This window comes from Geodermatophilus nigrescens, assembly GCF_900129495.1.
GTDB lineage: Bacteria > Actinomycetota > Actinomycetes > Mycobacteriales > Geodermatophilaceae > Geodermatophilus > Geodermatophilus nigrescens.
The window spans coordinates 215,603-239,951 of record NZ_FQVX01000005.1; the positions used below are offsets into that span (position 1 = coordinate 215,603).

General features: G+C 77.5%; 26 protein-coding genes and 1 pseudogene. 18 read left to right on the plus strand and 9 right to left on the minus strand.

The window, feature by feature from the left end; genetic code table 11:
• The first annotated feature begins 29 nt into the window (after positions 1 to 29).
• Positions 30 to 803 carry a hypothetical protein gene (locus BUE37_RS21285; RefSeq protein ID WP_073422431.1) on the plus strand — a complete coding sequence of 258 codons (774 nt, stop codon included), beginning with the start codon at positions 30 to 32 and terminating at the stop codon, positions 801 to 803.
• Here BUE37_RS21285 and BUE37_RS21290 read toward each other — a convergent pair.
• Positions 800 to 1,654, minus strand: coding sequence for an LON peptidase substrate-binding domain-containing protein (locus BUE37_RS21290; protein WP_073422432.1), 855 nt, complete (start codon positions 1,652 to 1,654; stop codon positions 800 to 802). The two genes, BUE37_RS21285 and BUE37_RS21290, sit on opposite strands and share 4 nt — an antisense overlap.
• Positions 1,655 to 1,766: 112 nt before the next feature.
• On the opposite strand from BUE37_RS21290, the gene hisD reads away from it, so the two are divergent.
• Genes hisD through hisH form a run of 6 tightly spaced genes read left to right on the plus strand, consistent with a single transcriptional unit; the run spans position 1,767 to position 6,201 of the window.
• Complete coding sequence (gene hisD / locus BUE37_RS21295) at positions 1,767 to 3,071, plus strand: histidinol dehydrogenase (RefSeq protein ID WP_073422433.1); 1,305 nt, start codon at positions 1,767 to 1,769, stop codon at positions 3,069 to 3,071.
• Positions 3,068 to 4,171, plus strand: a complete 1,104-nt coding sequence (locus BUE37_RS21300; RefSeq protein WP_073422434.1) for a histidinol-phosphate transaminase — start codon at positions 3,068 to 3,070, stop codon at positions 4,169 to 4,171. Before hisD ends, BUE37_RS21300 begins: the two co-directional genes overlap by 4 nt.
• A gap of 5 nt (positions 4,172 to 4,176) precedes the next feature.
• Positions 4,177 to 4,773, plus strand: a complete 597-nt coding sequence (hisB, locus tag BUE37_RS21305; protein ID WP_073422435.1) for an imidazoleglycerol-phosphate dehydratase HisB — start codon at positions 4,177 to 4,179, stop codon at positions 4,771 to 4,773.
• Complete coding sequence (locus BUE37_RS24085) at positions 4,774 to 4,950, plus strand: hypothetical protein (RefSeq protein WP_175562954.1); 177 nt, start codon at positions 4,774 to 4,776, stop codon at positions 4,948 to 4,950. It abuts the gene before it with no gap.
• Positions 4,951 to 4,976: 26 nt separating this feature from the next.
• Positions 4,977 to 5,564, plus strand: coding sequence for a nucleotidyltransferase family protein (locus tag BUE37_RS21310; protein WP_217651343.1), 588 nt, complete (start codon positions 4,977 to 4,979; stop codon positions 5,562 to 5,564).
• Position 5,565: 1 nt separating this feature from the next.
• Positions 5,566 to 6,201, plus strand: coding sequence for an imidazole glycerol phosphate synthase subunit HisH (gene hisH, locus BUE37_RS21315; protein WP_073422436.1), 636 nt, complete (start codon positions 5,566 to 5,568; stop codon positions 6,199 to 6,201).
• Between the two features lie 18 nt (positions 6,202 to 6,219).
• Here the strand turns inward: hisH and BUE37_RS21320 are convergent, their stop codons facing one another.
• Positions 6,220 to 7,254 (minus strand): molybdopterin-dependent oxidoreductase, encoded by a 1,035-nt coding sequence (locus BUE37_RS21320; protein WP_073422437.1) that lies wholly within the window; start codon positions 7,252 to 7,254, stop codon positions 6,220 to 6,222.
• A 63-nt stretch (positions 7,255 to 7,317) separates the two neighbouring features.
• Here BUE37_RS21320 and BUE37_RS21325 point away from each other — a divergent pair, with 63 nt between their 5' ends.
• From BUE37_RS21325 to BUE37_RS21340, 4 genes are all read left to right on the plus strand, one after another.
• Positions 7,318 to 9,633: a M20/M25/M40 family metallo-hydrolase gene (locus BUE37_RS21325; protein ID WP_073422438.1), complete on the plus strand. Its 2,316-nt coding sequence runs from the start codon at positions 7,318 to 7,320 to the stop codon at positions 9,631 to 9,633.
• An 87-nt stretch (positions 9,634 to 9,720) separates the two neighbouring features.
• Positions 9,721 to 10,095, plus strand: a complete 375-nt coding sequence (locus tag BUE37_RS21330; RefSeq protein ID WP_073422439.1) for a hypothetical protein — start codon at positions 9,721 to 9,723, stop codon at positions 10,093 to 10,095.
• A gap of 3 nt (positions 10,096 to 10,098) precedes the next feature.
• Positions 10,099 to 11,676 carry a sensor histidine kinase gene (locus tag BUE37_RS21335; protein ID WP_073422440.1) on the plus strand — a complete coding sequence of 526 codons (1,578 nt, stop codon included), beginning with the start codon at positions 10,099 to 10,101 and terminating at the stop codon, positions 11,674 to 11,676.
• The gene (locus tag BUE37_RS21340; protein WP_073422441.1) at positions 11,673 to 12,332 is read left to right on the plus strand and encodes a response regulator transcription factor; all 660 of its coding nucleotides are present in this window, start codon (positions 11,673 to 11,675) and stop codon (positions 12,330 to 12,332) included. The genes BUE37_RS21335 and BUE37_RS21340 overlap by 4 nt, the downstream gene beginning before the upstream one ends.
• Before the next feature lie 55 nt (positions 12,333 to 12,387).
• Here the strand turns inward: BUE37_RS21340 and BUE37_RS21345 are convergent, their stop codons facing one another.
• The 4 genes from BUE37_RS21345 to BUE37_RS21360 form a co-directional block, all read right to left on the minus strand.
• Positions 12,388 to 12,753, minus strand: coding sequence for a hypothetical protein (locus tag BUE37_RS21345; RefSeq protein WP_073422442.1), 366 nt, complete (start codon positions 12,751 to 12,753; stop codon positions 12,388 to 12,390).
• Between the two features lie 130 nt (positions 12,754 to 12,883).
• Positions 12,884 to 13,342, minus strand: a complete 459-nt coding sequence (locus BUE37_RS21350) for a hypothetical protein (RefSeq protein WP_073422443.1) — start codon at positions 13,340 to 13,342, stop codon at positions 12,884 to 12,886.
• 88 nt (positions 13,343 to 13,430) lie between these two features.
• Positions 13,431 to 14,669: an aminoglycoside phosphotransferase family protein gene (locus BUE37_RS21355; protein ID WP_083628989.1), complete on the minus strand. Its 1,239-nt coding sequence runs from the start codon at positions 14,667 to 14,669 to the stop codon at positions 13,431 to 13,433.
• A gap of 56 nt (positions 14,670 to 14,725) precedes the next feature.
• Complete coding sequence (locus tag BUE37_RS21360; protein WP_073422444.1) at positions 14,726 to 15,688, minus strand: helix-turn-helix transcriptional regulator; 963 nt, start codon at positions 15,686 to 15,688, stop codon at positions 14,726 to 14,728.
• Between the two features lie 107 nt (positions 15,689 to 15,795).
• On the opposite strand from BUE37_RS21360, the gene BUE37_RS21365 reads away from it, so the two are divergent.
• Positions 15,796 to 16,197, plus strand: coding sequence for a VOC family protein (locus BUE37_RS21365; protein WP_073422445.1), 402 nt, complete (start codon positions 15,796 to 15,798; stop codon positions 16,195 to 16,197).
• Between the two features lie 3 nt (positions 16,198 to 16,200).
• On the opposite strand, the gene BUE37_RS21370 is transcribed toward BUE37_RS21365, so the two are convergent.
• Complete coding sequence (locus BUE37_RS21370; protein ID WP_073422446.1) at positions 16,201 to 16,956, minus strand: SDR family NAD(P)-dependent oxidoreductase; 756 nt, start codon at positions 16,954 to 16,956, stop codon at positions 16,201 to 16,203.
• Between the two features lie 10 nt (positions 16,957 to 16,966).
• Positions 16,967 to 17,578 (minus strand): nitroreductase family protein, encoded by a 612-nt coding sequence (locus tag BUE37_RS21375; RefSeq protein WP_073422447.1) that lies wholly within the window; start codon positions 17,576 to 17,578, stop codon positions 16,967 to 16,969.
• A 59-nt stretch (positions 17,579 to 17,637) separates the two neighbouring features.
• Here BUE37_RS21375 and priA point away from each other — a divergent pair, with 59 nt between their 5' ends.
• Genes priA through hisF form a run of 3 tightly spaced genes read left to right on the plus strand, consistent with a single transcriptional unit; the run spans position 17,638 to position 19,552 of the window.
• Positions 17,638 to 18,372 carry a bifunctional 1-(5-phosphoribosyl)-5-((5-phosphoribosylamino)methylideneamino)imidazole-4-carboxamide isomerase/phosphoribosylanthranilate isomerase PriA gene (gene priA, locus BUE37_RS21380; protein WP_073422448.1) on the plus strand — a complete coding sequence of 245 codons (735 nt, stop codon included), beginning with the start codon at positions 17,638 to 17,640 and terminating at the stop codon, positions 18,370 to 18,372.
• Positions 18,369 to 18,761, plus strand: a complete 393-nt coding sequence (locus tag BUE37_RS21385; protein ID WP_073422449.1) for a RidA family protein — start codon at positions 18,369 to 18,371, stop codon at positions 18,759 to 18,761. The genes priA and BUE37_RS21385 overlap by 4 nt, the downstream gene beginning before the upstream one ends.
• On the plus strand, positions 18,758 to 19,552 hold the full coding sequence (gene hisF / locus BUE37_RS21390; protein ID WP_073422450.1) for an imidazole glycerol phosphate synthase subunit HisF: 795 nt from the start codon (positions 18,758 to 18,760) through the stop codon (positions 19,550 to 19,552). Before BUE37_RS21385 ends, hisF begins: the two co-directional genes overlap by 4 nt.
• Positions 19,553 to 19,589: 37 nt before the next feature.
• Here hisF and BUE37_RS21395 read toward each other — a convergent pair whose 3' ends face one another.
• Positions 19,590 to 20,228, minus strand: coding sequence for a TIGR03085 family metal-binding protein (locus tag BUE37_RS21395; RefSeq protein WP_073422451.1), 639 nt, complete (start codon positions 20,226 to 20,228; stop codon positions 19,590 to 19,592).
• Positions 20,229 to 20,340: 112 nt separating this feature from the next.
• On the opposite strand from BUE37_RS21395, the gene BUE37_RS21400 reads away from it, so the two are divergent.
• From BUE37_RS21400 to BUE37_RS21410, 3 genes and pseudogenes are all read left to right on the plus strand, one after another.
• A complete protein-coding gene (locus BUE37_RS21400; RefSeq protein WP_073422452.1) occupies positions 20,341 to 22,116 on the plus strand; it encodes an ABC transporter ATP-binding protein in 1,776 nt (591 codons plus the stop codon).
• Positions 22,113 to 23,939 (plus strand): ABC transporter ATP-binding protein, encoded by a 1,827-nt coding sequence (locus BUE37_RS21405; protein WP_073422453.1) that lies wholly within the window; start codon positions 22,113 to 22,115, stop codon positions 23,937 to 23,939. The genes BUE37_RS21400 and BUE37_RS21405 overlap by 4 nt, the downstream gene beginning before the upstream one ends.
• A gap of 116 nt (positions 23,940 to 24,055) precedes the next feature.
• Positions 24,056 to 24,349: pseudogene (locus BUE37_RS21410) on the plus strand (endonuclease); the annotation flags it as partial.

A 24,349-nucleotide genomic window follows, 5' to 3' on the forward strand; every position in this document is an offset into this window, starting at 1 on the left:
CCGCCGGGGAGCGGGGTTCACTGGGTGCCGTGACCAGCCCCGCGCCGCTCCCCGACGGCCCGTACCCCGGTCCGGTGCCCGCGGCCGCCGTGGGACCCCTGTCCGGGCACGCTGGGCACGCCGGGCACGCCGGGCACGCGGCCGGGAGCACGACCGGGCACGCCGCCGCGTCCCTCGCGGGCGCGCCGGCCGCCGCGCGCCCGGCCGCCGGGCGGTGGGTGGCCGAGGCCCGCGCCGACCTGCGCGGCGCGATCGCCTGGGGCTGCGCGCTGGCGCTGTGCGGTCTGCCGGCCGGGCTGCTGTGGGTGTGGCTGGCCCCGCGCGCGGAGTTCGACGTGGTCGAGGGCGGCGCGGTGCCGGTGGGCCGGCCCTCGCCGGAGCTGCTGGTGGCCGACGACGGCGTGCTCGTGCTGGTGCTCGCGGGCCTCGGCCTGCTGGCCGGTGCCGTCGCGTGGGCGATGCGCCGGCGCCGCGGCGTCGCCACGGTGGTGGCCACCGCGGCCGGCACCGCCGTCGCCGGGCTGCTGGCCTGGCAGCTGGGGGAGCTGCTCGCGCCCGGCCCGACGGCCGAGGAGCTGGCCGATGTCGGCGCCCGGGTGACCACCGGCCTGCAGCTGTCCTCGCTGCCCGGGCTCGCGGTGGGCCCGTTCGTCGCGCTGGCGGTCTACGTCGTCGCGGCGCTGTTCTCCTCCCGTGACGACCTCGGCCGGGACGACGCCGGCCGGGACGACGCCGGCCGGGACGACGCCGGCCGGGACGACGCCGGCCGGGACGGGCCGTCCCCGGAGGCCCCCGGCCGCTAGTTCAGGCTGGTCTCGCCCGCGAACTGGTGCAGCGCCGCGGGCACCGCGCCGACGGTCTCCAGCAGCGTCAGCTCGCGGCGCAGCATCCGGCTCTCGGTGGCCAGCCGCCGCCGGGTTGCCGACTCCGCCAGCAGCGCCTGCCGGTCCTCGGTGGTGAGCAGCGCCGCGGAGGCCACCAGGTAGGACAGGGCCCGCGGATCGCCGGCCACCGCCTCCAGCAGCGCCGCGGCACCCGTCGGGTCCTCCCCGGCGCCGGCCAGCTCCGCCGCCCGGCCCACCTCCTCGCCGTCGAGGCCGGCCTGCAGCCCGGCGACGGCGGTCACGTACCGGGTGAACAGGTCGCCCACGCCGCGCTCGAGCAGCCCCAGCGACCCGCGCGCCGCCGCGGCCACCAGCCCCTCGTCGAGCTGGTCGGGCGCCGGGGCGGCGCTGTCGGCCGGCTCGTCGAGGACCTCCTCGCGGTCGCCCGCCGCCTCCTCGGCGGCCTCCTCGTCGGCGAGCCACTCGACCTCGGCCTGCAGGTAGGGCGGGTCCTCCCCGACGACGACGTCCAGCAGCCGGAACCGCTCACCGCCGACCGCGACGATCCGGAAGCCGCCGTCGGGCTGCGGGCGCACCGCCTGCAGCAGCGCGGTGCAGCCGACGTCGTAGAGCGCCTCGGCCGGCGCCACCCGCTCGACCTCCCAGCCCTGGCGGATGGCCACCACGCCGAACCGCCGCTCGCCGCCCTCGGGCAGCGCGAGCAGGTCGCGCACCAGGGCCCGGTACCGCGGCTCGAAGACGTGCAGCGGCAGCACGATCCCCGGGAACAGCGGCGTCCCGAGCGGGAACAGCGGGACGAGGTCACCCACGGCCCGGAGCCTACGGGCGGCCGGGGGCCCGGGCGCTCCGGCGAGGAGGCCGATCCGCCCCGACTACCCTGGGAGGTCGTCCGCTCCCCGTCGCGCCCCCGGAGGCCCGCCCGTGCTCGCCCGCATCGACCTGCGCGGATCCGCGCTGCCGGGGGTCCGCGACCTGGCCGGCCTGCTGCCGCGCGCGGCCACCGACATCGACTCGGTCCTGGCCACCGTCCGGCCGCTGTGCGAGGACGTCCGCCTCCGCGGCGCCCAGGCGGTCCGGGAGATCACCGCCCGCCTCGACGGCGTCGACGCCGAGGACTTCACCGTCCCGCCGGCGGCGATCCAGGCGGCGCTCGACGGCCTGGCCCCGGAGGTCCGCGCCGCGCTGGAGGAGTCCATCGCCCGGGTGCGGAAGGTGCACGCCGACCAGGCCCGCACCGACGTCACCACCCAGGTCGTGCGCGGCGGCACGGTCACCGAGCGCTGGGTGCCGGTGCGCCGCGTCGGCCTCTACGTGCCCGGCGGGCTCGCCCCGCTGCTGTCGAGCGTGGTCATGAACGTCGTCCCGGCGCAGATCGCCGGCGTCGAGTCGATCGCCGTCGCCTCCCCGCCGCAGCGCGACCACGGTGGCCTGCCCGACCCCGGCGTGCTGGCCGCGTGCGCGCTGCTCGGCGTCACCGAGGTGCACGCCGTCGGCGGCGCCCAGGCCATCGCCGTGTTCGGCTACGGCGCGGGCTCCTGCGAGCCGGTCGACATGGTCACCGGCCCCGGCAACGTCTACGTGACCGCCGCCAAGCGGCTGCTGCGCGGGCTCATCGGCATCGACTCCGAGGCCGGCCCCACCGAGGTCGCGATCCTCGCCGACGACACCGCCGACCCGGTGCACGTCGCCGCCGACCTCATCAGCCAGGCCGAGCACGACCCGCTGGCCGGCGCGGTCCTGGTCACCACCAGCGAGCAGCTGGCCGACGCCGTCCTCGACCTGGTGCCCGCCCAGGTGGCGGCCACCAAGCACTCCGAGCGCATCCTCACCGCCCTCGACGGCAGCCAGTCGGGGATCGTGCTGGTCGACGACGTCGACGCCGGCCTCGCGGTGGTCGACGCCTATGCCGCCGAGCACCTGGAGATCCAGACCCGGGACGCCCGCGCGGTGGCGCTGCGGGTGCGCAACGCCGGCGCGGTGTTCGTCGGCGCCTGGTCGCCGGTGTCGCTCGGCGACTACATCGCCGGCTCCAACCACGTGCTGCCCACCGGCGGCTGCGCCCGGCACTCCAGCGGCCTGTCGGTGCAGTCGTTCCTGCGTGGCATCCACGTCGTCGAGTACGACGAGCAGGCCCTCGCCGAGGTGGCCGGCCACGTCGACGCGCTCGCCCACGCCGAGGACCTGCCCGCCCACGCGGCCGCCGTCCGGGTGCGGCAGAAGCCGTGACCTCCCTCGACGAGCTCCCGCTGCGGCCGGAGCTGCGCGGCCGCACGCCCTACGGCGCCCCGCAGCTGCAGGTCACGCACCGGCTCAACACCAACGAGAACCCGCACCCGCTGCCCGCGGAGCTGCTCGCGAGCCTCGGCGAGGCGCTCGGGCACGCCGCGCTGGAGCTCAACCGCTACCCCGACCGCGACGCCGTCGCGCTGCGCACCGACCTCGCGGCCTACCTCTCCCGCGGCGGGGACCGCGTCGAGCCGGCGCAGGTGTGGGCGGCCAACGGCTCCAACGAGGTGCTGCAGCAGCTGCTGCAGGCCTTCGGCGGCGCCGGGCGCACCGCGCTGGGCTTCACGCCGTCCTACTCGATGCACCCGATCATCTCGGCCGGCACCGGGACGGGGTGGGTCGACGGGCACCGCCGCGCGGACTTCACCATCGACGCCGAGGCCGCCGTCGCGCAGGTGCGCGAGGTGCGCCCCGACGTCGTCTTCGTGACCAGCCCGAACAACCCCACGGGCACGGCGGTCGCGCTGGAGACGATCGAGCGGCTGTACGACGCCACCGAGGGCGTGGTCGTCGTCGACGAGGCCTACGCGGAGTTCGCCCGCACCGGCACGCCCTCGGCGCTGGGCCTGCTGCCCGGCCGCGCGCGGCTGGTGGTCAGCCGCACGATGAGCAAGGCGTTCGGGATGGCCGGCCTGCGGCTGGGCTACCTCGCGGCCGACCCGGCCGTCGTCGACGCGGTGCAGCTGGTCCGGCTGCCCTACCACCTGTCCTCGTTGACCCAGGCCGCCGCGCGCGCCGCGCTGGCCCACACCGACGCGCTGCTCGCCACCGTCGACGCGGTCAAGGAGCAGCGCGACCGCATCGTCGCCGCGCTGCCCTCCCTCGGCCTGACCAGCGTGCCCAGCGACGCCAACTTCGTCCTCTTCGGCCGGTTCGCCGACGCGTCCGCCGCCTGGAAGGCGCTGCTGGCGCACGACGTCCTCGTCCGCGACGTCGGCATCCCCGGCTGGCTGCGGGTCACCGCCGGCACGCCCGCCGAGACCGACGCCTTCCTCACCGCCCTGGGTGAGGTGGCCCCCGAGCACCGCCTGGGAGACTGACAGCCATGAGTCGTACCGCCCGCGTGGAGCGCGCCACCAGCGAGACCAAGCTGGTCGTCGAGCTCGACCTCGACGGCACCGGGAAGAGCTCGATCAGCACCGGCGTCGGCTTCTACGACCACATGCTGACGGCGCTGTCCAAGCACAGCGGCATCGACCTCACCGTGCAGGCCGACGGCGACCTGCACATCGACGCCCACCACACGGTGGAGGACGTCGCCATCGCCCTCGGCCAGGCGTTCGCCGAGGCGCTGGGCGACAAGAGGGGCATCACCCGCTACGGCGACGCCACGATCCCGATGGACGAGGTGCTCGTGCAGGCCGCGGTCGACCTCTCCGGCCGGCCGTACTTCGTGCACGCCGAGCCCGAGACCATGACGCCGATGATCGGCCCGGACTACCCGACGTCGCTCACCAAGCACGTGCTGGAGTCCTTCGCCTTCAACGCGCGGATCACCCTGCACGTGCGCGTGCTCTACGCCGGCCGCGACGCCCACCACATCGTCGAGGGCCAGTTCAAGGCCCTGGCCCGGGCACTGCGCACCGCCGTCGCGCTCGACCCCCGCATCACCGGCGTGCCCTCCACCAAGGGCGCGCTGTAGGTGAACTTCGGCGTCGTCCTCGTCGTCCTCGGCGGGTTCCTGCTCGGCGGGGCGTGGAGCATCTGGCGGGCCGACCACGACACCCGGGGCCGCACCGGCCCGCAGGTGTTCTTCGCGCTCGTCCTGCTGGTGGCCGCCCTGCTGGCCACCGCCTCGGGGATCCTGAGGCTCGTCTGAGCGACGCCGACCGGTTCCTCGGCCTCGTGCTCGGCGACCCGACGGTGGCCGCGGTGCTCGAGCGGGCGCCCGCGCTCGGCGCGGGGGAGTGGTGGCTGACCGCGGGGCTGCTGTTCCAGACGGCGTGGAACGGGCTCACCGGTCGCCCGCCGGGCACCGGCATCCGCGACGCCGACCTCTCCTACTGGGACGACGACCCGTCCTGGGACGCCGAGGACGCCGTCATCCGGCGCGGGGCGGAGCTGTTCGCCGACCTGGCCGTGCCGGTCGAGATCCGCAACCAGGCGCGGGTGCACCTCTGGTACGCCGGCCGCTTCGGCGCCGCGCCGCCCGCGCCGTTCCGCTCGTGCACCGACGCCGTCGACGTGTTCGCCGCGCCGTGCTGCGCGGTCGCCGTGACGGTCGAGGACGGCCGGCCGCGGCTGTACGCGCCGTTCGGCCTCGGCGACCTGCTCGGCCTCGTCGTCCGCCCCAACCCGGCCAGCCCCGCGCCGCGGGAGGTCTACGAGGCCAAGGCCGCCCGCTGGCGGTCGGTGTGGCCGGAGCTCACCGTGCTGCCCTGGACGCCCGGGAATCCCGGCGGGCGCCCGGCGCCTTCCACGTACCGTGGCTGACGTGAAGAAGGTGGTCGTCCTCGACTACGGCTCGGGCAACCTGCGGTCGGCGGAGCGGGCGCTGACCCGCGTCGGCGCCGACGTCACCGTCACCGCCGACCGGCAGGCCGCGCTCGACGCCGACGGTCTCGTCGTGCCCGGCGTCGGCGCGTTCGCGCACTGCATGCAGGAGCTGCGCGCCGTCGACGGACCGCGCACCATCGGCCGCCGGCTGGCCGGCGGGCGCCCGGTGCTCGGCATCTGCGTGGGCATGCAGGTGCTCTTCGAGCACGGCGTCGAGCACGGCCACGACGCCGAGGGCTGCGGCGAGTGGCCCGGCACCGTGGAGGCGTTGGAGGCGCCGGTGCTGCCGCACATGGGCTGGAACACCGTCTCCGCCCCCGAGGACACCGTGCTGTTCGACGGGATCGCCGACGAGCGCTTCTACTTCGTGCACTCCTACGGCGTGCGGGAGTTCCCCCTCGGCCAGGACGGCCGCCCCGGCCCGCTGGCGCCGCCGAAGGTGACCTGGGCCGAGCACGGCGACCGGTTCGTGGCCGGGGTGGAGAACGGCGCGCTGTCGGCCACCCAGTTTCACCCGGAGAAGAGCGGCGACGCCGGTGCGCAGCTGCTCACCAACTGGCTCGCCACGCTCTGACGCCCGGCCGGCGGCGGCCTACTGGAGGGGCACCGGGGGCTGCAGCCACCACGGCGCGTCGACCACCTCCACCCGCGCCACCCACTTGACCCACCAGTAGCCGCGCCGGCCGGGCGCCACCAGCCGCACCGGCGCCCCGTGGCCCGCCGACAGCCGCTCGCCGGCGCAGTGCGTGGCCAGCAGCAGCGACCCGGCGTCGGCCAGCGGCAGCCGCCGGCGGTACCCGGTGACGCTGACGACGTCGACGCTGCCGCCCGGCGGCAGGCCGGTGCCGGCCAGCAGCCGGTCGAGCCGCACGCCGCGCCACTCCTGCTCGGCGTACCAGCCGCCGGTGCAGTCGAGGACGGCGGTGACGGTGTCGCCGCGGTCGAGGGCGGCGACCCGCAGCGCGGTGGTGCGCCCGCCGGCGACCAGGTCGAGCGTGCGCCCGGGCTCGTCGGGCACGGCGTCGGTGAACCACTGGGTCACCGGCATGGCGGCCGGGTCGCCGCTGCCGCGCTCGTGCGAACCGGTGGCCCGCCGCCGGGCGCCCGGCGCGCCGATCAGCCGCAGGACGCCCTCCAGCCCCGCCCACAGCGCGAGCGACCCGGCCGCGAGGCCGCCGGTCTGCAGCAGCGCCCGCCGGGAGGCGTCGGTGCGCCGCGGCCGCTGCCGGCTGCCCACGGCGTGCAGCACCACCAGCAGCCCGGTCGCCACGCCGGCGGCGACGTGCACCTGCAGCACCCCCACGCCGCCGACGGTGGTGCCGGCGACGCCGTGCAGCACCCCGGTGGCCACGGTGAGCGCGGTGAGCCCGGCCAGCGCCCAGGCGACCGCCGGGTCGCGCCGCCCGCGGGTGCGGGCCCGGGACCGGCGCACGACCACGGACTTCCACGGCACGAGCAGCAGCAGGCCCAGGCCCGCGGCGCCGTGCGCGACGGCGACCACGCGGGAGGGCAGCGGCGTGCCCACGCCGAAGGCGAGCAGCCCGGTGACGCCGGCGAGCGCGAGCAGGACCAGCAGGCCCAGGTTGGTGCGGCGCCCGGCTCGGCGGGTCCACGCTGCGGCGGGCATCCCCGGAGTCTCCCCCCGCCGCCCCTAGGGTTGCCCGGTCCTGCACCCGGCACAGGAGGCCCGTTGCCCGCGTCGCGCCCGTCCGCCCCGGTCCCGGAGCGCCGCGGCCGGCTCCTCGGGTCGCTCGCCGTCCTCCTGCTGCTGGCGGGTCTGGCGGCGTGGAGCGTGCTCGCGCTGCAGCCGCCGGACCCCGCGCCGGCCGACGCGCCGGCGACCGCCTTCAGCGCCGCGCGCGCCGGCGTCACCGTCGAGGAGATCGCCGGCGAGGTGCACCTGACCGGCAGCGACGCGCACGCCCGCGTCGTCGACGGGCTGGTCGCGCAGCTGACCGCACTCGGGCTCGACACCCGGGTGCAGAACGCCGTCGGCACCGGGCAGGCCGGGCCCGGCGAGACCGAGATGGCCCGGCTGCGCAACGTCGTCGCCGTCCTGCCGGGCACGGCGAGCACCGGCCGGCTGTTCCTGGTGGCGCACACCGACTCGGTGGAGACCGGCCCCGGGGCCGCCGACGACGCCGCGGGCGTGGCCACGCTGCTGGAGACGGTGCGGGCGCTGAGCGCGGGCGAGCCGCTGCGCAACGACGTCGTGGTGGTCCTCACCGATGCCGAGGAGGCCTGCCTGTGCGGCGCCGAGGCGTTCGCCGCGAGCCACCCGCTGGCCGCGCAGGGCGGGGTGGTGCTCAACCTCGAGGCCCGCGGCACGTCGGGCCCGCCGATCGCGTTCGAGACCTCGCGGGGCAACGCCGCGCTGGCCGAGCGCTACGCCGCCGCCGTCCCGCACCCGGTGGCCAGCAGCTTCGCGGTCGAGGTCTACCGGACGCTGCCCAACGACACCGACCTCAGCGTGCTGCTCGCCGACGGCGACTTCACCGGCGTCAACACCGCGTTCATCGACGGCAGCGCGGCGTACCACACCCCGCAGGACACGCCCGCGCGGCTGGACCGGCGGACGCTGCAGGCGCTCGGCGACAACACCCTCGCGCTGGCCCGCGAGCTCGGCGGCGCCGACCTCGCCGCCCTGGCCCGGCCGGCCGCCGACGACGCCACGTACTTCCCGCTGCCGACGGGGCTGGCGCGCTACCCCGGGTCGCTCGTGGAGCCGCTGGCCGCGGCGGCGCTGCTCGGCGTCGCCGTGCTGGCGGCCGTCGACCGGCGCCGCGGGTCGTCGCTGCCCCGGACGCTGCTCGGTGCGGCCGCCGCGCTGGTGCCGCTCGTCCTGGCGCCGCTGGCGGTCGGCGGGCTGTGGCGGCTGCTGGCGCTGGTGCGGCCCGGCTACGCGGTGATGACCGACCCGTGGCGGCCCGGCTGGTTCCGGCTGGCGGCGGTCGCGCTGGTCGCCGTCGTCGTGCTGGCCTGGTACGCGTTGCTGCGCCGCCGGCTCGGGGCGGCGGCGCTGCGCACCGGGTCGCTCGCGGTGCTCGCCGTCCTCGCGGCCGTCCTCGCCGCGCTGGCGCCCGGCGGGTCGTACCTGGCGGCGCTCCCGGCGCTGGCCGGGGTCCTCGCGGGGCTGCTGCCGGCGCGGGTGTCGCTGCTCGGCGGCGCGGTCGCCGGCGCGGTCGCCGTCGTCGTGCTCGCCCCGACCGTCGCGCTGTTCTTCCCGGCCCTCGGGCTGGCCGGTGCGGCCGCGCCCGCGGCGGTCGTGTCGCTGCTGCTGCTCGCCCTGCTGCCGGTGCTGGAGGGGCTGTTCCCCGCCGGCCCGGCGGGGTGGCGGACCCTGGCCGTGCCCGCGGCCGCCGCCGGCCTGGCGCTGCTGCTGACGGCGGCGGGGCTGGCGGTGGACCGCTTCGACCAGCAGCACCCGGTGCCCAGCCGGCTGGCGTACGCGCTGGAGGCCGACACCGGCGAGGCGTGGTGGTTCAGCACGGAGGCGCGGCCGGGCGAGGAGGCGGCGCGCTACGTCGGCACCCCGCGCACGCTGCCGCACGACTACCCGTACGTGCGCGGCGTCCCGGTCGCGGCGGGGCCCGCCGAGGACGCCGGGCTGACCCCGTCGACGGTCGAGGTGCTCGAGGACCGGAGGGCCGGCGACGAGCGGACGGTGACGGTGCGGGTGACGCCCCAGCGGGCGGTCGGCTTCGTCGTGCTCGACCTGGACACCGGCGGCGGCCGGGTCGTGGCGGCGCGCGCGGAGGCCCGCGACGTGCCGGCCGGCACGGTGGGGGAGGACCAGCTGTGGCTGACCTTCCACGCCCCGCCGGAGCAGGGCCTGGAGGCGACGGTGACCGTGGCGGGCGGCGGGCCGCTGCGGCTGCGGGTCGTCGACGGCAGCACCGGTCTCGACGGGCTGCCCGGCTTCGAGCCGCGGCCGCCGACGGTGGACACCGCCGGGTCGCACACCGCCGACCTCGTCGTCGTGGGGGCCACCACCGACCTCGGCTGAGCAGGAGATGTCGGCGGCCCCGGCGGATGAGAGTGCTCTCACCGCCGTCTCACCGGCCGGCCACCGCGGCGGGCGAGGCTCGGCGCCGTGCGCTCCCGCCTCCTGCTCGCCGTCCTGGCCGGCCTCGCCGTCGTCCTGCTGGCCGGCGGCACCGCGTGGGCGCTGCTCGGCCCGGCCGGCGGGGGCGCGCCGGCGGTGCCCACCCGCATCGACGTGCCGGCCCGCGAGCCGTCCGGCCCGTCGCCGTTCCCGGACCCCGGCCCCTCGGCGGAGCCGTCGCCGGAGCCTGTGCCGACGCCCGCACCCGCCCCGCGGCCCGCGCCGCCGGCCACTGACGTCGTCCCGCCGCCGCCGCTGCCCGACGACGACGGCCCCGACGACGACCCGGGGGACGACGGGGACGACGAGGGGGACGACGACGTTGACGACGGCGACGACGGGAACGACGACGGGAACGACTGACCGATGAGCGAGGAGCCGGCCCCGGCGGCCGGGTGGCGCGCTGCTGCCCGGCGGCGGCTGACGCCCCGCGCCGCCCGCGTGCGCATCATCGGCTGGGCGCTGCTGCTGGTCCTGCTGGCGCTGGCCCTGGTGACGCTGGTGACCTGGCGGCTGCTGGTGCGCGCCACCGACGAGCGGATGGACGTGGCGCTCGCGGCGGAGGTCGAGGAGTTCGACCGGATCACCGCCTCGGGCATCGACCCCGACACCGGCGAGCCCTTCGCCTCGGTCGCCGACGTGCTCCAGACGGTCATCACCTACAACCTCGCCCGGCCGAACGAGAAGTTCCTCGGCTACGTTGACGGCGCCTACCGCTTCCAGAGCCGCATCGAGGCGCCGGTGCTGCTCAGCGAGGACGCCGCGTTCGCCCGGCTGGCCGGCGACGTCCGCGAGCCCACGTCCGGCCGGTACGCCAGCGGCGCCGGCGAGGTCCGCTACCTGGCCGTGCCGGTGACGCTGGAGGGCGACCCGGCGCGCGGGGTCGCCGTCGTCGCCTACTTCGCCGACCAGGAGCGGCAGGCCGCCGACGACACCGCGCAGCTGATGCTCGCCGTCGGCGCGGTCACCGTGCTGCTCGCCGCCGCCGGCGCCTGGGTGGTGGCCGGGCGCGTGCTCGCCCCGGTGCGGGAGGTCGCGGCCACCGCCCAGGGCATCACCGAGACCGACCTGTCCGGCCGGATCCCCGTCGAGGGCCGCCCCGACGACGAGCTCACCGGCCTCGCCCGCGCCGTGAACGCGATGCTCGACCGGGTCGAGGGCGGGGTCGCCGCGCAGCGCCGGTTCCTCGACGACGCCGGACACGAGCTGCGCACCCCGATCACCATCGTCCGCGGCCACCTCGACGTCCTCGACCCCGCCGACCCCGACGACGTCCGGGCCACCGTCGCCCTCGTCGACGACGAGCTCGAGCGGATGAACCGCATGGTCTCCGAGCTGCTGCTGCTCGCCCGCGCCGAGCAGCCGGAGTTCGTCCGCCCGCAGCCGGTCGACGTCGCCGAGCTGACCGCCGAGGTGTTCGGCAAGGTGCGCCGGCTCGGGGACCGCGACTGGCGGCTCGGCGCCGTCGCCCGCGCCGACCTGCTGCTCGACCCGCAGCGGCTCACCCAGGCCGTGGTGGCGCTCGCGGACAACGCCGTCCGCTACACGGAGCCCGGCGACCGGGTGGTGCTCGGCAGCCGGCTCAGCGGCGCCGACCTGCTGGTGTGGGTGGACGACGCGGGCCCCGGCATCGCCGCCGCCGACCAGGAGCGGGTCTTCGAGCGGTTCGCCCGCGGCAGCGCCGGTGCCCGCCGCAGCGACGGCGCGGGGCTCGGCCTGTCGATCGTGCGGGCGATCGCCGCCGCGCACGGCGGCCGCGTCGAGCTGCACAGCCGCCCGGGGGAGGGCGCCACCTTCACGCTGGTGCTCCCCGCGCGCGTCGCCCCGCCCGAGCCGGACGACCCGGGTGACGACCCGCTGGACACCGTGGACGACGACCTGGCGACCCCGGCGCTGTCCGACCGGGTGCCCGACCCCGTACCGACCGAGGGAGGTCCCCGGTGAGCCGGGTGCTGATCGCCGAGGACGAGCCGCGGATCGCCGCGTTCGTCGAGAAGGGCCTGCGGGCCAACGGGTTCGCCACCACGGTGGTCGGCGACGGCCTGTCCGCGCTCGACCACGCCCGCGGCGGGGAGTTCGACCTCGTCGTGCTCGACATCGGCCTGCCCGTCCTCGACGGGTTCGCGGTGCTGCGCGCGCTGCGGGCCGAGCGCAACGCGGTGCCGGTGGTCGTGCTCACCGCCCGTGACAGCGTGCAGGACACCGTCGCCGGGCTCGAGGGCGGCGCCGACGACTACATGGCCAAGCCCTTCCGGTTCGAGGAGCTGCTGGCGCGGGTGCGGCTGCGGCTGGCCGGCGCGCGGCAGGGCGAGGTCACGGTGCTCAGCGCCGGCGACCTGTCGCTGGACCTGCGCACCCGCCGGGCCAGCGTGGGCGACCGCACCGTCGACCTCTCGGCGCGCGAGTTCGCCCTCGCGGAGACCTTCCTGCGCCACCCGGGGCAGGTCCTCGCCCGGGAGCAGCTGCTCAGCCACGTCTGGGGCTACGACTTCGACCCGGGCTCCAACGTCGTCGACGTGTACGTGCGGTACCTGCGACGCAAGCTCGGCGCCGACCGCATCGAGACGGTGCGCGGGATGGGCTACCGCCTCGCGGCCTGAGACGCGCCGCGGCCCCGGCCCCCGCGAGGGGACCGGGGCCGCGGCGTGCCGGGGGTCAGTCGAGCGGGGTGTCGTCCGCGTCGGGGGTGACGTCGTCGGGGGTCGCGTCGTCGGGAGTGGCGTCGTCCGGGGTGACGTCGTCCGGGGTCGCGTCGTCGGGGGTGGTGTCCGGGGTGTCGACGGCGCTCTCCGCGGGGGAGTCGGCGGTCTCGGGCGAGGCGTCCGCCGCGGGGGCGGCGGGCACGGCGTCGGGAGCGGCGTCGGGGGTGTCGTCGGCCGTGTCGACGGCGGCGGCGACGGCCGCGGTCGGCTGCGCGGAGCCGTCGTCCGCGGCGGCGGCGACACCGATCCCGGCCAGGCCGAGGCCGGTGAGCGCGGTGCCGAGGGTGACGACCTTCCAGGTGGCGGGGCTGCGGGTCACGGGGTCCTCCAGGGTCTCGTCTCGCTGTCGGGGTCCACGGTCCCCACCGGGGGTGAGGGGACCGGGAGAGGCGGATGAGCGGTTCCTCATCCGCGGGCCGCGCCGGCGGGGGCCGGCGCGGCCCGTCCGGTCAGTCGTCGGTGTCGGGGGTGTCGGTGTCGGGGGTGTGGACGTCCGGCGTGTGGACGTCCGGCGTGTCGACGTCGGGCGTCCGCACGTCCGGGCTGTCGACGTCGGCGACCGGCGGGGCGGGGACGGCGTCGGGGCTGTCGACGGCGCTCTCGGCGGGGGAGTCGGCGGTCTCGGGAGAGGCGTCGGCGGCCGGGGCGACCGGGGCGGCGTCGGGGCTGTCGACGGCGCTCTCGGCGGGGGAGTCGGCGGTCTCGGGTGAGGCGTCGGCGGCCGGGGCGGGAGCGGCCGCGGCGTCCGGGGTGTCGTCGGCGCCGTCGTGCGCGGCGACCGACACGGCGGCCGGCTGCGGGGCGGGCCGGTCGTCGTCGGCCGCGGCGGCACCGGCGCCGGCGATGCCCAGGCCGGCGAGCGCGGTGCCGAAGGTGACGACCTTCCAGGTGGCGGGGCGAGCGGTCACGGGGTCCTCCTCAGGGGGTCGAACTGCTGACACCTCCCACGGTGTCCGCCGCCGGTGAGGCCCCCGGGAGACCGCGGTGAGCGCCCGCTCATCGGGATGAGGACGTCCTCATGACCTCCTCGGCCAGCGCCACCCGGGCCTCGGTCGCCTCCGCCCACCCCGCCTGCTGCACCCGGAACGGGCCGGTGGCCAGGCCCACCAGCACGCCGGCCACCCGCGCGGCCAGGTCCGCCCCGCCGCCGGCCACCGCCTCCACCCGCGCCCGGTAGGCCGCGACCGGCGCCGGGTCGGCGGCCAGCCGCTCGAGCAGCAGCAGGTGGCCGAGCAGCGTGGCCCGGTCGTCGGCCCGCGCGCCCGGCCCGGCGGTGTCGACGTCGAGCAGCCCCACGACCGCGCCGCCGCCGACCAGCAGCTGGGCCTCGTAGAAGTCGCCGTGCACCGGCACCACCGGCCGGCGCTCCACGGCGGCCGCCACCGCGGCGGTCAGCCGCTCCAGCCGCGGCGCCAGCCCCGGGCACACCATCCCGAGCACCGCCGCGTGCCCGCGCAGCCGGGGCAGCGGGTCGGTGGGGTCGCGGCGTCCCGGCGGGGCGAGCGCCGGCAGGCCGAGCGGGGGCAGAGCGTCGAGCAGCTCCTCCAGCGCGGCCGGGGGCGGCAGGACGGCGGGGTCGCCGCCGAGCGCCTCGCGCATCGGCGTCCCGGGCAGCGCGGGCAGCACGAGCACGCCGTCGTCGGTGGCGGCGAGCACCGGGGGCACCGGCACCGCCGGGGCGAGCGCGGCGTGCCGGGCGGCGAGGCCGGCGGCCGCGGACGGGCGGACCACCTTGAGGAACCAGCGCCCGGCCGGCGAGGTCACCTCCACCACGGCCCGCCGGCCCGGCCGGTAGGCGCGCAGCCGCAGCCGCGGCGTCCCGGCGTCGACGCCCAGCTCCGCCAGAAGCCGCGCCACCCCGGCCGCCGAGGCCGCCCAGGCCAGCCCGGGCAGCGCCGGGTCCAGCGGCCAGCGCCACAGGCCCACGGTCACCGTCTCCCCGCCGACGTCGCCGGCCAGCACGGCCGCCCCCGCGGGGACCTCCGCGCCGGTGGTCGCGGCGAGGGACTCCCGCGTCGCGCGCCCGTCGGCCCAGTCGACGACGGCGCTCCAGCGCACCGTGGCCGCGGCGTCGGGCCGCAGCGTGACCGTGACCGGCGCGAGGGTGCGCAGCCGCCCGCCGAGCGGGCCGAGGACGGCGGACCACAGCTCCGGCGCCTCCTCGCCGAGCAGGACCTGCAGCGACGGCGGCCACGACGGCGGCACGGGGGCGGGGGCGAGCACGGCGGAGTCCACGCCGCCACGCTCCGGGGCCGCGGTGACGGCGGGGTGAGACGGCGATGAGGCCGCTCTCACCCGCGGTTGCGCTCGACCAGCTCCGCCCCGATCGCGGCCAGCTCCGCGCGCACCGCGGCCGGCTCCAGCACCTCGACCGCGCCGCCGAACCCGGCCAGCTGCTCCGCGACCGACCGGGCGGTGTGCGCGGCCACCCGCAGCACCGCCCGGCCGTCGCCGTCCGGGTCGTCGTCCGGGCCCGCCGCCTCGCAGTGCCGGCCGAAGCGGTCCCGCAGCACGGGCGCGAGCCGGGCGGGCACGCGCACGCGGGCGCCCACGAGCGAGCGGCGGCGCTCCAGCTCGCCGACCACCTCCTCCCACACCCCCGGCAGGTCGAGGCCGTCCGGTCGCTCGAAGACCTCGCCGGTGGGCGCCACCGCGCCCATCCGGTCGACGCGGAAGGTGCGCCGGCCCCGGGCCGTGCCGGCGACGAGGTACCAGGTGCCGTCCTTGTCCACGAGGCCCCACGGCTGCGCGCGCCGCCGGGCCGGGGGACCGCCGCGGCCGGCGTAGTCGAACGCCACCTCCCGCCGCCCGACGACCGCGTCGAGCAGCGGCGCGAGCTCCGGCCGGTCGCGGGCGCGCTCGCCCCACCCGGCCGGGTCGACGACGACCGCCTCTGCGGCGGCCGCGGCCTCGGCGCGGAAGGTGCCGGGCAGCGCCCGCAGCAGCTTGCGCAGTGCCGCCCGGGAGTCCGGCGCCGCCGGGGCGGACCCGGACGCCGGGCCGAGCAGCAGGAACAGCGCGCGGGCCTCCGGCGCGGTGAGCCCGGTGAGGTCGGTGCGGGCGCCGCCGAGCAGCTGCCACCCGCCGCCGCGGCCGGCCTGCGGGTAGACGGGGAGGCCCGCCGCCGACAGCGCCTCGAGGTCGCGGCGCGCGGTGGCCACCGACACCTCGAGCTCCGCGGCCAGCGACGCGGCGGTCACCCGGCCGCGGGCCTGCAGCACCAGCAGGGCGGCGACGAGGCGGTCGGCTCGCATGGTGGTGAGGATGCCGTGGAAAGTGCTCAGGAGGTGAGCACGTTGCGCGGCAGTGTGGTCGGCGAGCGGGACGCACCGGGCGGCCCGCCGGACGGAGGGACCCTCCCGTGCTCCGAGGCCTGGCCACCGTGACCCTGACCGCCGACGACGTGCCCGCCGCCGTGCGGTGGTACGCCGACCTGCTCGGCGTGCAGCCCTACTTCGCGCGGCCGGTGGAGGGGCCGCCGGCCTACGTCGAGTTCCGCCTCGGCGACGACGAGGACGAGCTCGGCGTCATGGACGCCCGCTACGCCGCCTGGCCGGTCGGCCGGCCCGCCGGCGTCGTCGTCCACTGGCACGTCGACGACCTGCCCGCCGCCGTCGACCGGTTCGAGGCGCACGGCGGCACCGTGGTGCAGCCGCCCACCGTGCGCGGCGAGGGGTGGGCGACCGCCGTCGTCGCCGACCCGTTCGGCAACCTGCTCGGCCTGATCACCAGCCCGCACTGGGCCGGGGCGCACGCCGGGTGAGGCTCAGCTGCGCAGGTATGAGGCGCCGTTGACGTCGACGATCGTGCCGGTGCTGAAGCGGGCCTCCGGCGAGGCGAGCCACAGCACCGCCGCGGCCACCTCCTCGGGGCGGGCCACCCGGCCGAACGGCGACTGCGCCCGCACGGCGTCGCCGCCGGGGCCGTCGAGCACCTCGCGGGCCATCTCGGTCTGCACGAAGCCCGGCGCCACGGCGGTGACCGAGATGCCCAGCGGCGCCAGTGCCAGCGCCATCGACTGCGCGAAGGCGTTCATCCCGGCCTTCGACGCCCCGTAGGCGGGGTTCTGCGGCTCGCCGCGGAAGGCGCCGCGGCTGGACACGTTCACCACGGCGCCCCCGCCGGCGGCCCGCAGGTGTGGCACGGCGCGGAAGGTGGCGTGCGCGGCGCCGAGCAGGTTGACCGCCAGCGTCCGCTCCCACACCTGCCGCCAGTGCTCGAACGAGGACTCCAGCGGCGGGGAGGCCACGAAGACGCCGGCGTTGTTGACCAGCACGTCGAGGCCGCCGAGCGCCCCGGCGGCCTCGTCGACCATCGCGCCCACGGCGGCGGCGTCGGCCATGTCGGCCTGCACCAGGACGTGGCCGTCCCCGGGCAGCTCGGCGAGCACCGCCTCGGCGCGCTCGCGGGAGCTGCCGAAGTGGACGGCGACCCGGTCCCCCCGCCCGGCGAAGGCCCGGGCGATCGACCGGCCGATGCCGCGGGAGCCACCGGTGACGAGGACGGCGCGCGAGGAGGTCACGGCGGGGGAGTCAACCAGCCGCGCCCCAGCGGCCCCGGTGCACGACCTCGTCCAGCCCCCGCCGGCCGCGCTTGAGCGACGGCGAGCGCCGGTCGCCGTCGCCGGGGTAGCCGACCGAGACGACGCCCACCGGGCGGTGGGTGGCGGGGATGCCGAAGGCGTCGCGGAAGGGGTCCACCCGCTCGGCGGGGATCCCGAACAGGCAGGCGCCGAGCCCCTCGTCGACGGCGGTCAGCAGCACCATCAGCGCGGCCATCCCGGCGTCGACGTCCCAGTAGGGCACCGGCCAGCGCGCCTCGTCGCGGTCGGTCCAGCCCTTGTCCGGCTCGGCGTAGCGGTCGAGGTAGGCGTCCTTCGACGACAGCGGCACCACCAGCAGCGGCGCGCGGCGCATCCGGGTGAGCCACGCGTCGGGGGCGCCGTCGGAGGCGGTCACCGACCAGAACAGGTCCCGCTCCTCGGGCGACTCGAGCACCAGGAACGCCCAGCCCTGGGTGAACCCGGCCGACGGCGCCCGGATGGCGTGCGCGAGCAGCCGCTCGCGGACCTCCGGAGGCACCGGCCGGTCGGGGTCGTAGTCGCGCACCATGCGGCGCCTGCGGACGACGTCGGCGAACTCCACCGCCGCAGCCTGCCGGAGGCGAGGCAGGTCACCCTCGCCCGGTCCCTACGCTGGTCGCCGTGCCGACCCTGCAGCTGCTCCCCGCCGTCGACGTCGCCGACGGCCAGGCCGTCCGTCTCGTGCAGGGGGAGGCCGGCAGCGAGACCTCCTACGGCGACCCCCTCGACGCCGCGCTGCAGTGGCAGCGCGACGGCGCCGAGTGGGTGCACCTGGTCGACCTCGACGCCGCCTTCGGCCGCGGCAGCAACCGCGAGCTGCTGGCCCGCGTCGTCGGCGAGCTCGACGTCGACGTGGAGCTCTCCGGCGGCATCCGCGACGACGAGTCGCTGGCCGCGGCCCTGGCCACCGGCTGCCGCCGGGTGAACCTGGGCACCGCGGCGCTGGAGTCGCCCGAGTGGTGCGCCCGCGCCATCGCCGAGCACGGCGACCGGATCGCCGTCGGCCTCGACGTGCGCGGCACCCGGCTGGCGGCCCGCGGCTGGACCCGCGAGGGCGGCGAGCTCTACGAGACCCTCGCCCGCCTCGACGCCGAGGGCTGCGCCCGCTACGTGGTCACCGACATCACCAAGGACGGCACGCTGCGCGGCCCGAACCTCGAGCTGCTGCGCGAGGTCTGCGCCGCCACCCCGAAGCCGGTGGTCGCCTCCGGCGGGGTCAGCTCGCTCGACGACATCCGGGCGCTGGCGGGCCTGGCCGCCGTCGGCGTCGAGGGCGCGATCGTCGGCAAGGCGCTCTACGCCGGCGCGTTCACGCTGCCCGAGGCCCTCGCCGTCACCCGCGAGGCGTCGTCGTGAGCGTGCGGCGGATCGGCTCCGGCGGGCCGTGGGAGGACGTCGTCGGCTACAGCCGGGTCGTCGTCGCCGGGGACTCCGCCTGGGTGAGCGGCTGCACCGCAACCGTCGACGGCGAGGTCGTGCACCCCGGCGACATGGCCGCGCAGGCCCGGGTCGCGTTCGGCGTGCTGGTCGACGCGCTGGAGTCGGCGGGCCTGTCCGCCGCCGACGTCGTCCGGACCCGCATGTACGTGACCGACACCGGCCGCTGGGAGGAGGTCGGGCGCGTGCACGGCGAGGTGTTCGGCGCGGTCCGGCCGGCCACCGCGATGATCGGCGTCGCCTCCCTCCTGCACCCCGACATGCTCGTCGAGGTCGAGGCCGACGCGGTCCGGGGGGCCGGGTCGTGAGCCTCGCCGTCCGCGTGATCCCGTGCCTCGACGTCGACGCCGGCCGGGTGGTCAAGGGGGTCAACTTCGTCGACCTGCGCGACGCCGGCGACCCGGTGGAGATGGCGCGCGTCTACGACGCCGAGGGCGCCGACGAGCTGACCTTCCTCGACATCACCGCCAGCTCCGGCGACCGCGAGACCACCTACGACGTCGTCCGGCGCACCGCCGAGAGCGTCTTCATCCCGCTCACCGTCGGCGGCGGCGTGCGCAGCCCCGACGACGTCGACCGGCTGCTGCGGGCGGGTGCGGACAAGGTCGCGGTCAACACCGCCGCCGTCGCCCGGCCCGAGCTGATCAGCGAGATCGCCGACCGCTTCGGCAACCAGGTGCTCGTGCTCTCCCTCGACGCCCGCCGGGCGCGCGACGGCGCGGTCACCGACTCCGGCTTCGAGATCACCACGCACGGCGGGCGCCGCGGCACCGGCCGCGACGCCGTCGAGTGGGTCGTGCAGGCCGCGGAGCTCGGCGTGGGCGAGGTGCTGCTCAACTCGATGGACGCCGACGGCACCCGCGCCGGGTTCGACACCGAGCTGATCCGCGCGGTCCGCCGCGAGGTGAGCGTGCCGGTGATCGCCAGCGGCGGCGCGGGCGCGGTCGAGCACTTCCCGCCCGCGGTGGAGGCCGGCGCAGACGCGGTGCTCGCGGCCAGCGTCTTCCACTTCGGCACGCTCCGGATCGGCGACGTGAAGGCCGCCCTGGCCGGCGCAGGCGTCCCCGTCCGGCACGAGAGGGACACCCCGCTCACCTGACGGCGTCCCCGTGCGCCCCCGCGGACCTGCACGGGACTCACTCCGCGGGGGCGCCCCCGCGGACGGCGACCCGGGCGACCTCGCGCCGGCCGGTCGCCCACAGCAGGACCTCGAGCGGCTCGCCCTCGACGGTGGTGACGTCGGAGCCCGCGCGGATCCGCTTGCCGGGACCGGGGACGTCGCTGCGCTGCAGCACCAGCCCGCCGGGGTACCGCGGCGCCATCGAGCGGGCGAACAGCTGCGCCGCGCCCCAGAGCCGGTCGGCGTCGCGCAGCGGCAGCGCCCGCGGCTCCCAGTCCGGCTGCGCCCGGCGCACGTCCTCGTGGTGGATGGCGAACTCCGGCCCGTCCACCAGCGACGCCGTCGCCCAGGAGCCCGGCATCCACACCGGCGCGCCCGCCCGCACGCGGGACACCAGCTCCGGGTAGGGCGTCGTCGTCCGCAGTCGCTCCTCCAGCCGGGTGGCGTGCGCGTGCAGCCGGTCGCCCACCGGGGTGCGCTCCAGCGCGTAGCCAGGCAGCGCGTCGGGCCGCCGGTCGCGGGTCACCAGGTGGGCGGCCAGGTGGGCCGTCGTCCACCCCGAGCAGCAGGTCGGGGCGTCGGGCCCGAGCTCGTCGAGCAGGTCGGCGAGCCCGGCGCGCTCCCGGGCGGCGAGGGGGCGGGAAGCATCGGTCACCGCGCGGGGTTACCGATCCCGTCGAGCCGGAAAACCCGCAGGCCCCTGTCGGCGGTACCGGTTAGCCTGACTAACGACCGCGGACCTCCGCGGTCGGACCCCGAGGAGACCCGTGCCCCGCGCCAGAGACGCCGTCGTCCGGCGGGGTCTGCGCCACGTCGGCCTGGCCATCCGCGAGCAGCGGACGATGTTCACGCTCGCCGTCCTCGCCAGCAGCCTCTACGCCGGCATGACCGTGCTGTCGGCGTTCGTCATCGGCGGGATCACCGACCGCGTGGTGCTCCCGGCCTTCGCCGACGGCGACACCACCGCCGGCGCGCTCACCCTCGCCGTCGCCGTGCTGATGGGCGTCGCGCTGCTGAAGATCCTCGGCATCCTCGGCCGGCGGCTGTTCGCCGGGATCATGGCCTACCGGCTGCAGGCCGACTACCGCCGCCGCGTCACCGCGCAGTACCTGCGGCTGCCGCTGTCCTGGCACCAGCGCCACCCCACCGGGCAGCTGCTGTCCAACGCCAACTCCGACGTCGAGTCGGCCTGGTACTTCGTCTCCCCGCTGCCCTTCGCCTGCGGCACGCTGGTGATGATCGCCATCACCGTCGTCGCGCTGGTGCTCACCGACCCGCTGCTGGCGCTGGTCGGCCTGGTCGTCTTCCCGCTCGTGTTCGTGCTCAACGCCGTCTACTCGCAGGTGATGAGCCCGCGCATGCAGCGGGCCCAGCAGCTGCGTGCCGAGGTCAGCGAGATCGCCCACGAGAGCTTCGACGCCGGCCTCGTGGTGAAGACCCTCGGCCGCGAGGACGTCGAGAGCGCCCGGTTCACCGAGCGCGCCGAGGAGCTGCGCGACGGCCTGGTCGCCGTCGGCCGGGTGCGCGGCCTGTTCGACCCGCTCATGGAGGCGCTGCCCAACCTCGGCACCCTCGCGGTGCTGGTGGTCGGCGCCGGCCGGGTCGCCTCGGGCGCCACCGACGCCGGCGACCTGGTGAGCATCGCCTACCTGTTCACCCTCCTCGCGCTGCCCATCCGCGCGATCGGCTGGGTGCTCGCCGACCTGCCCCGCGCGCTGGCCGGCTTCGACCGGGTCACCCCCGTCCTCGACGCCACGGGGGAGACCCCGCACGGCCCGGAGGCCGCGGCCCCCGGCGACGGCGGCGCGCGCCTGGGCCTGCGCGCGGTCGACCACGTCTTCGACGGCGCGAGCCGGCCGGTGCTCTCCGGGGTCACCTTCGAGGTGGCCGCCGGCTCCACGGTCGCCGTCGTCGGGCCCACCGGGTCGGGCAAGTCCACGCTCGCCGGCCTGCTCGTGCGCCTCGTCGACCCCGCCAGCGGCGAGGTGCTGCTCGACGGCGTCGACGTCCGGCGGCTGCGCGAGGGCGAGGTCAGCGGCCAGGCCGCCTTCGTCCCGCAGGGCACCTTCCTCTTCGACGACACCGTCCGCGGCAACGTCACCCTGGGCGGCGAATTCGGCGACGACGAGGTCCGCGCCGCGCTGCGGGTGGCCGCCGCGGACGACTTCGTCGACCGGCTCCCCGAGGGCCTCGACACCCGGGTCGGCGAGCGCGGCGCCACGCTCTCCGGCGGCCAGCGCCAGCGCCTGGCGCTCGCCCGCGCCGTCGTCCGCCGGCCCCGGCTGCTCGTGCTCGACGACGCCACCAGCGCCGTCGACCCCGCCGTCGAGGCCCGCATCCTCGACGCCCTGCGCTCGGCCGACCGGCCCTCCACCGTGGTCGTGGTCGCCTACCGGCAGGCCACCATCGCGCTGGCCGACGAGGTGGTGTGGCTGGAGAACGGCCGGGTCACCGCCCGCGGCAGCCACGAGGAGCTCCTGGCCACCGTGCCCGGCTACGCCGCGCTGGTCCGCGCCTACTCGCAGGCGGAGGTGGCGGCGTGAGCGCGGTGAGCGCGACCGGCGAGCGCCGCGAGGGCGCCCTCGCCACGCTGCGGCGCGGGCTGCGGATGCTGCCGGAGTTCCGCCGCGGCCTGCCCGCCACCTTCGCGCTCGCGCTCGTCGCCACCGCCGGCCGCGTGGTCGTGCCGATCGCCGTCCAGCAGGTCATCGACCGCGGCCTGCTCGCCCCGGGCGGCCCCGACCTCGGCCTGGTCCGCACGCTGGTGCTGGTCTGCGCCGTCGTCGTCCTGGTCACCGGCGTCGCGGTCTACCGGATGAACGTGCGGCTCTTCCGCACCACCGAGACCGCGCTGGCCGGGCTGCGGTCGCGCGCCTTCCGGCACGTGCACGACCTGTCGGTGCTGCACCAGCAGGGCGAGCGCCGCGGCTCGCTGGTCTCCCGGGTCACCAGCGACGTCGACCAGCTGTCGACCTTCATGCAGTGGGGCGGCGTCATTGGCGTGGTGAGCCTCGGCCAGCTGGTCGTCGCCACCGTCGTCATGTCGATCTACTCGTGGCAGCTGACCCTGCTGGTCGTCATCTGCTTCGTGCCGCTGGCGATCGGGGTGCGCTGGTTCGCCCGCCGCCTGCAGGTGGCCTACGGCATCGTCCGCGAGCGGGTCGGCGACGTGCTGGCCGCGGTCTCGGAGTCCGTCGTCGGCGCCTCCACGGTGCGTGCCTACGGCATCCGCGAGCGGACGGCGGCCCGCCTCGACCGCTCCATCGGCCGGCACTACCGCGCCCAGGTCGACGCGCAGAAGGTCACCGCCGCGGTGTTCGTCAGCGGCGAGCTCGTGGCCGCCGTCGCCAACGCCGCCGTCATCGTCGTCGGCGTGCTGCTCGGCCTCGCCGGGCAGGTCAGCGCCGGCACGCTCGTGGCCTTCCTGTTCCTCGTCACGCTGTTCGTCGCCCCCGTGCAGACCGCCACCGAGGTGCTCAACGAGGGCCAGAACGCGATCGCCGGGTTCCGCCGCGTGCTCGACGTCCTCGACACCGAGCCCGACGTCCGCGACCCCGCCGCCACCGGCGCCGCCCGCGAGCTGCCCGCCGGGCCGCTCGGCGTCGCGCTGGAGCACGTCACCTTCCGCTACGCCCCGGGCGCCCGCGCCGCGCTCGACGACGTCGACCTCGTCCTCCCGCCGCAGCGCCGCTACGCCGTCGTCGGCGAGACCGGCTCGGGCAAGACGACGTTCGCCAAGCTCGTCACCCGGCTCATGGACCCCACCGCGGGCCGCGTGCTGCTCGGCTCCGACGCCGGCGGCTGGGTTCCGCTGACCGAGGTCGCGTTCGCCTCGCTGCGCCGCCGGGTGGGCATGGTGCCGCAGGACGGGTTCCTCTTCGACGCCACCGTCGCCGACAACGTCCGCTACGGCCGGCCCGGCCTCACCGACGCCGAGGTGACGGCGGCCTTCGAGGAGCTGGGCCTGGGCGACTGGCTCTCCGGCCTGCCCGACGGCGTCGCGACGGCGGTCGGCCAGCGCGGCGAGTCGCTGTCGGCGGGGGAGCGGCAGCTGGTCGCCATCGCCCGCGCCCACGTCGCCGCGCCCGACCTGCTGGTCCTCGACGAGGCCACCAGCGCCGTCGACCCGGCCACCGAGCGGCGGCTCACCCTGGCGCTGGACCGGCTCACCGAGGGCCGCACCACGCTGACGATCGCCCACCGGCTGTCCACCGCCGAGCGCGCCGACGAGGTGCTCGTCGTCGACGCGGGCCGGGTGGTGCAGCGCGGCACGCACGCCGACCTGGTCGACGCCGTCGGCCCCTACGCGCGGCTGCACGCCTCGTGGCGGCGCTCCTCGGCCGCGGCGCCCGAGCGCGTCGGCTGACGCGCCCCGTCTCCGGCTCAGGCGACAGTCGAAAGGGCCGCTGACCTGCGGTTTCGTCTTGCCGGATGCCCGCGGATCGGCTAGTGTCGAACACACGTTCGATGCGGTGCCGGGAGGTGAGCGGGGTGGGGGAGCTGGCCTCCGCGCTCGACGCCCTGGCCGCGGTCGACCTCGACGAGCTCGGCGACGCCGAGCTGCTGGACCGGGCCCGCGAGCTCGTCGCCGCCGCGCACCGGGTGCACGCCGAGCTGACCCGGGTGGTGCGCCGCAGCGACGTGCGCGGCGCGAGCGAGCACGACGGCGCGCGCACCGTCCGCGGCTGGCTGCGCGGGGTCCCGCGGATCTCCGGCGCCTGGGCCGGTGACCTGGTCCGGCACGGCCGCGCCCTGGAGTGGCTGCCGGCGACCGCC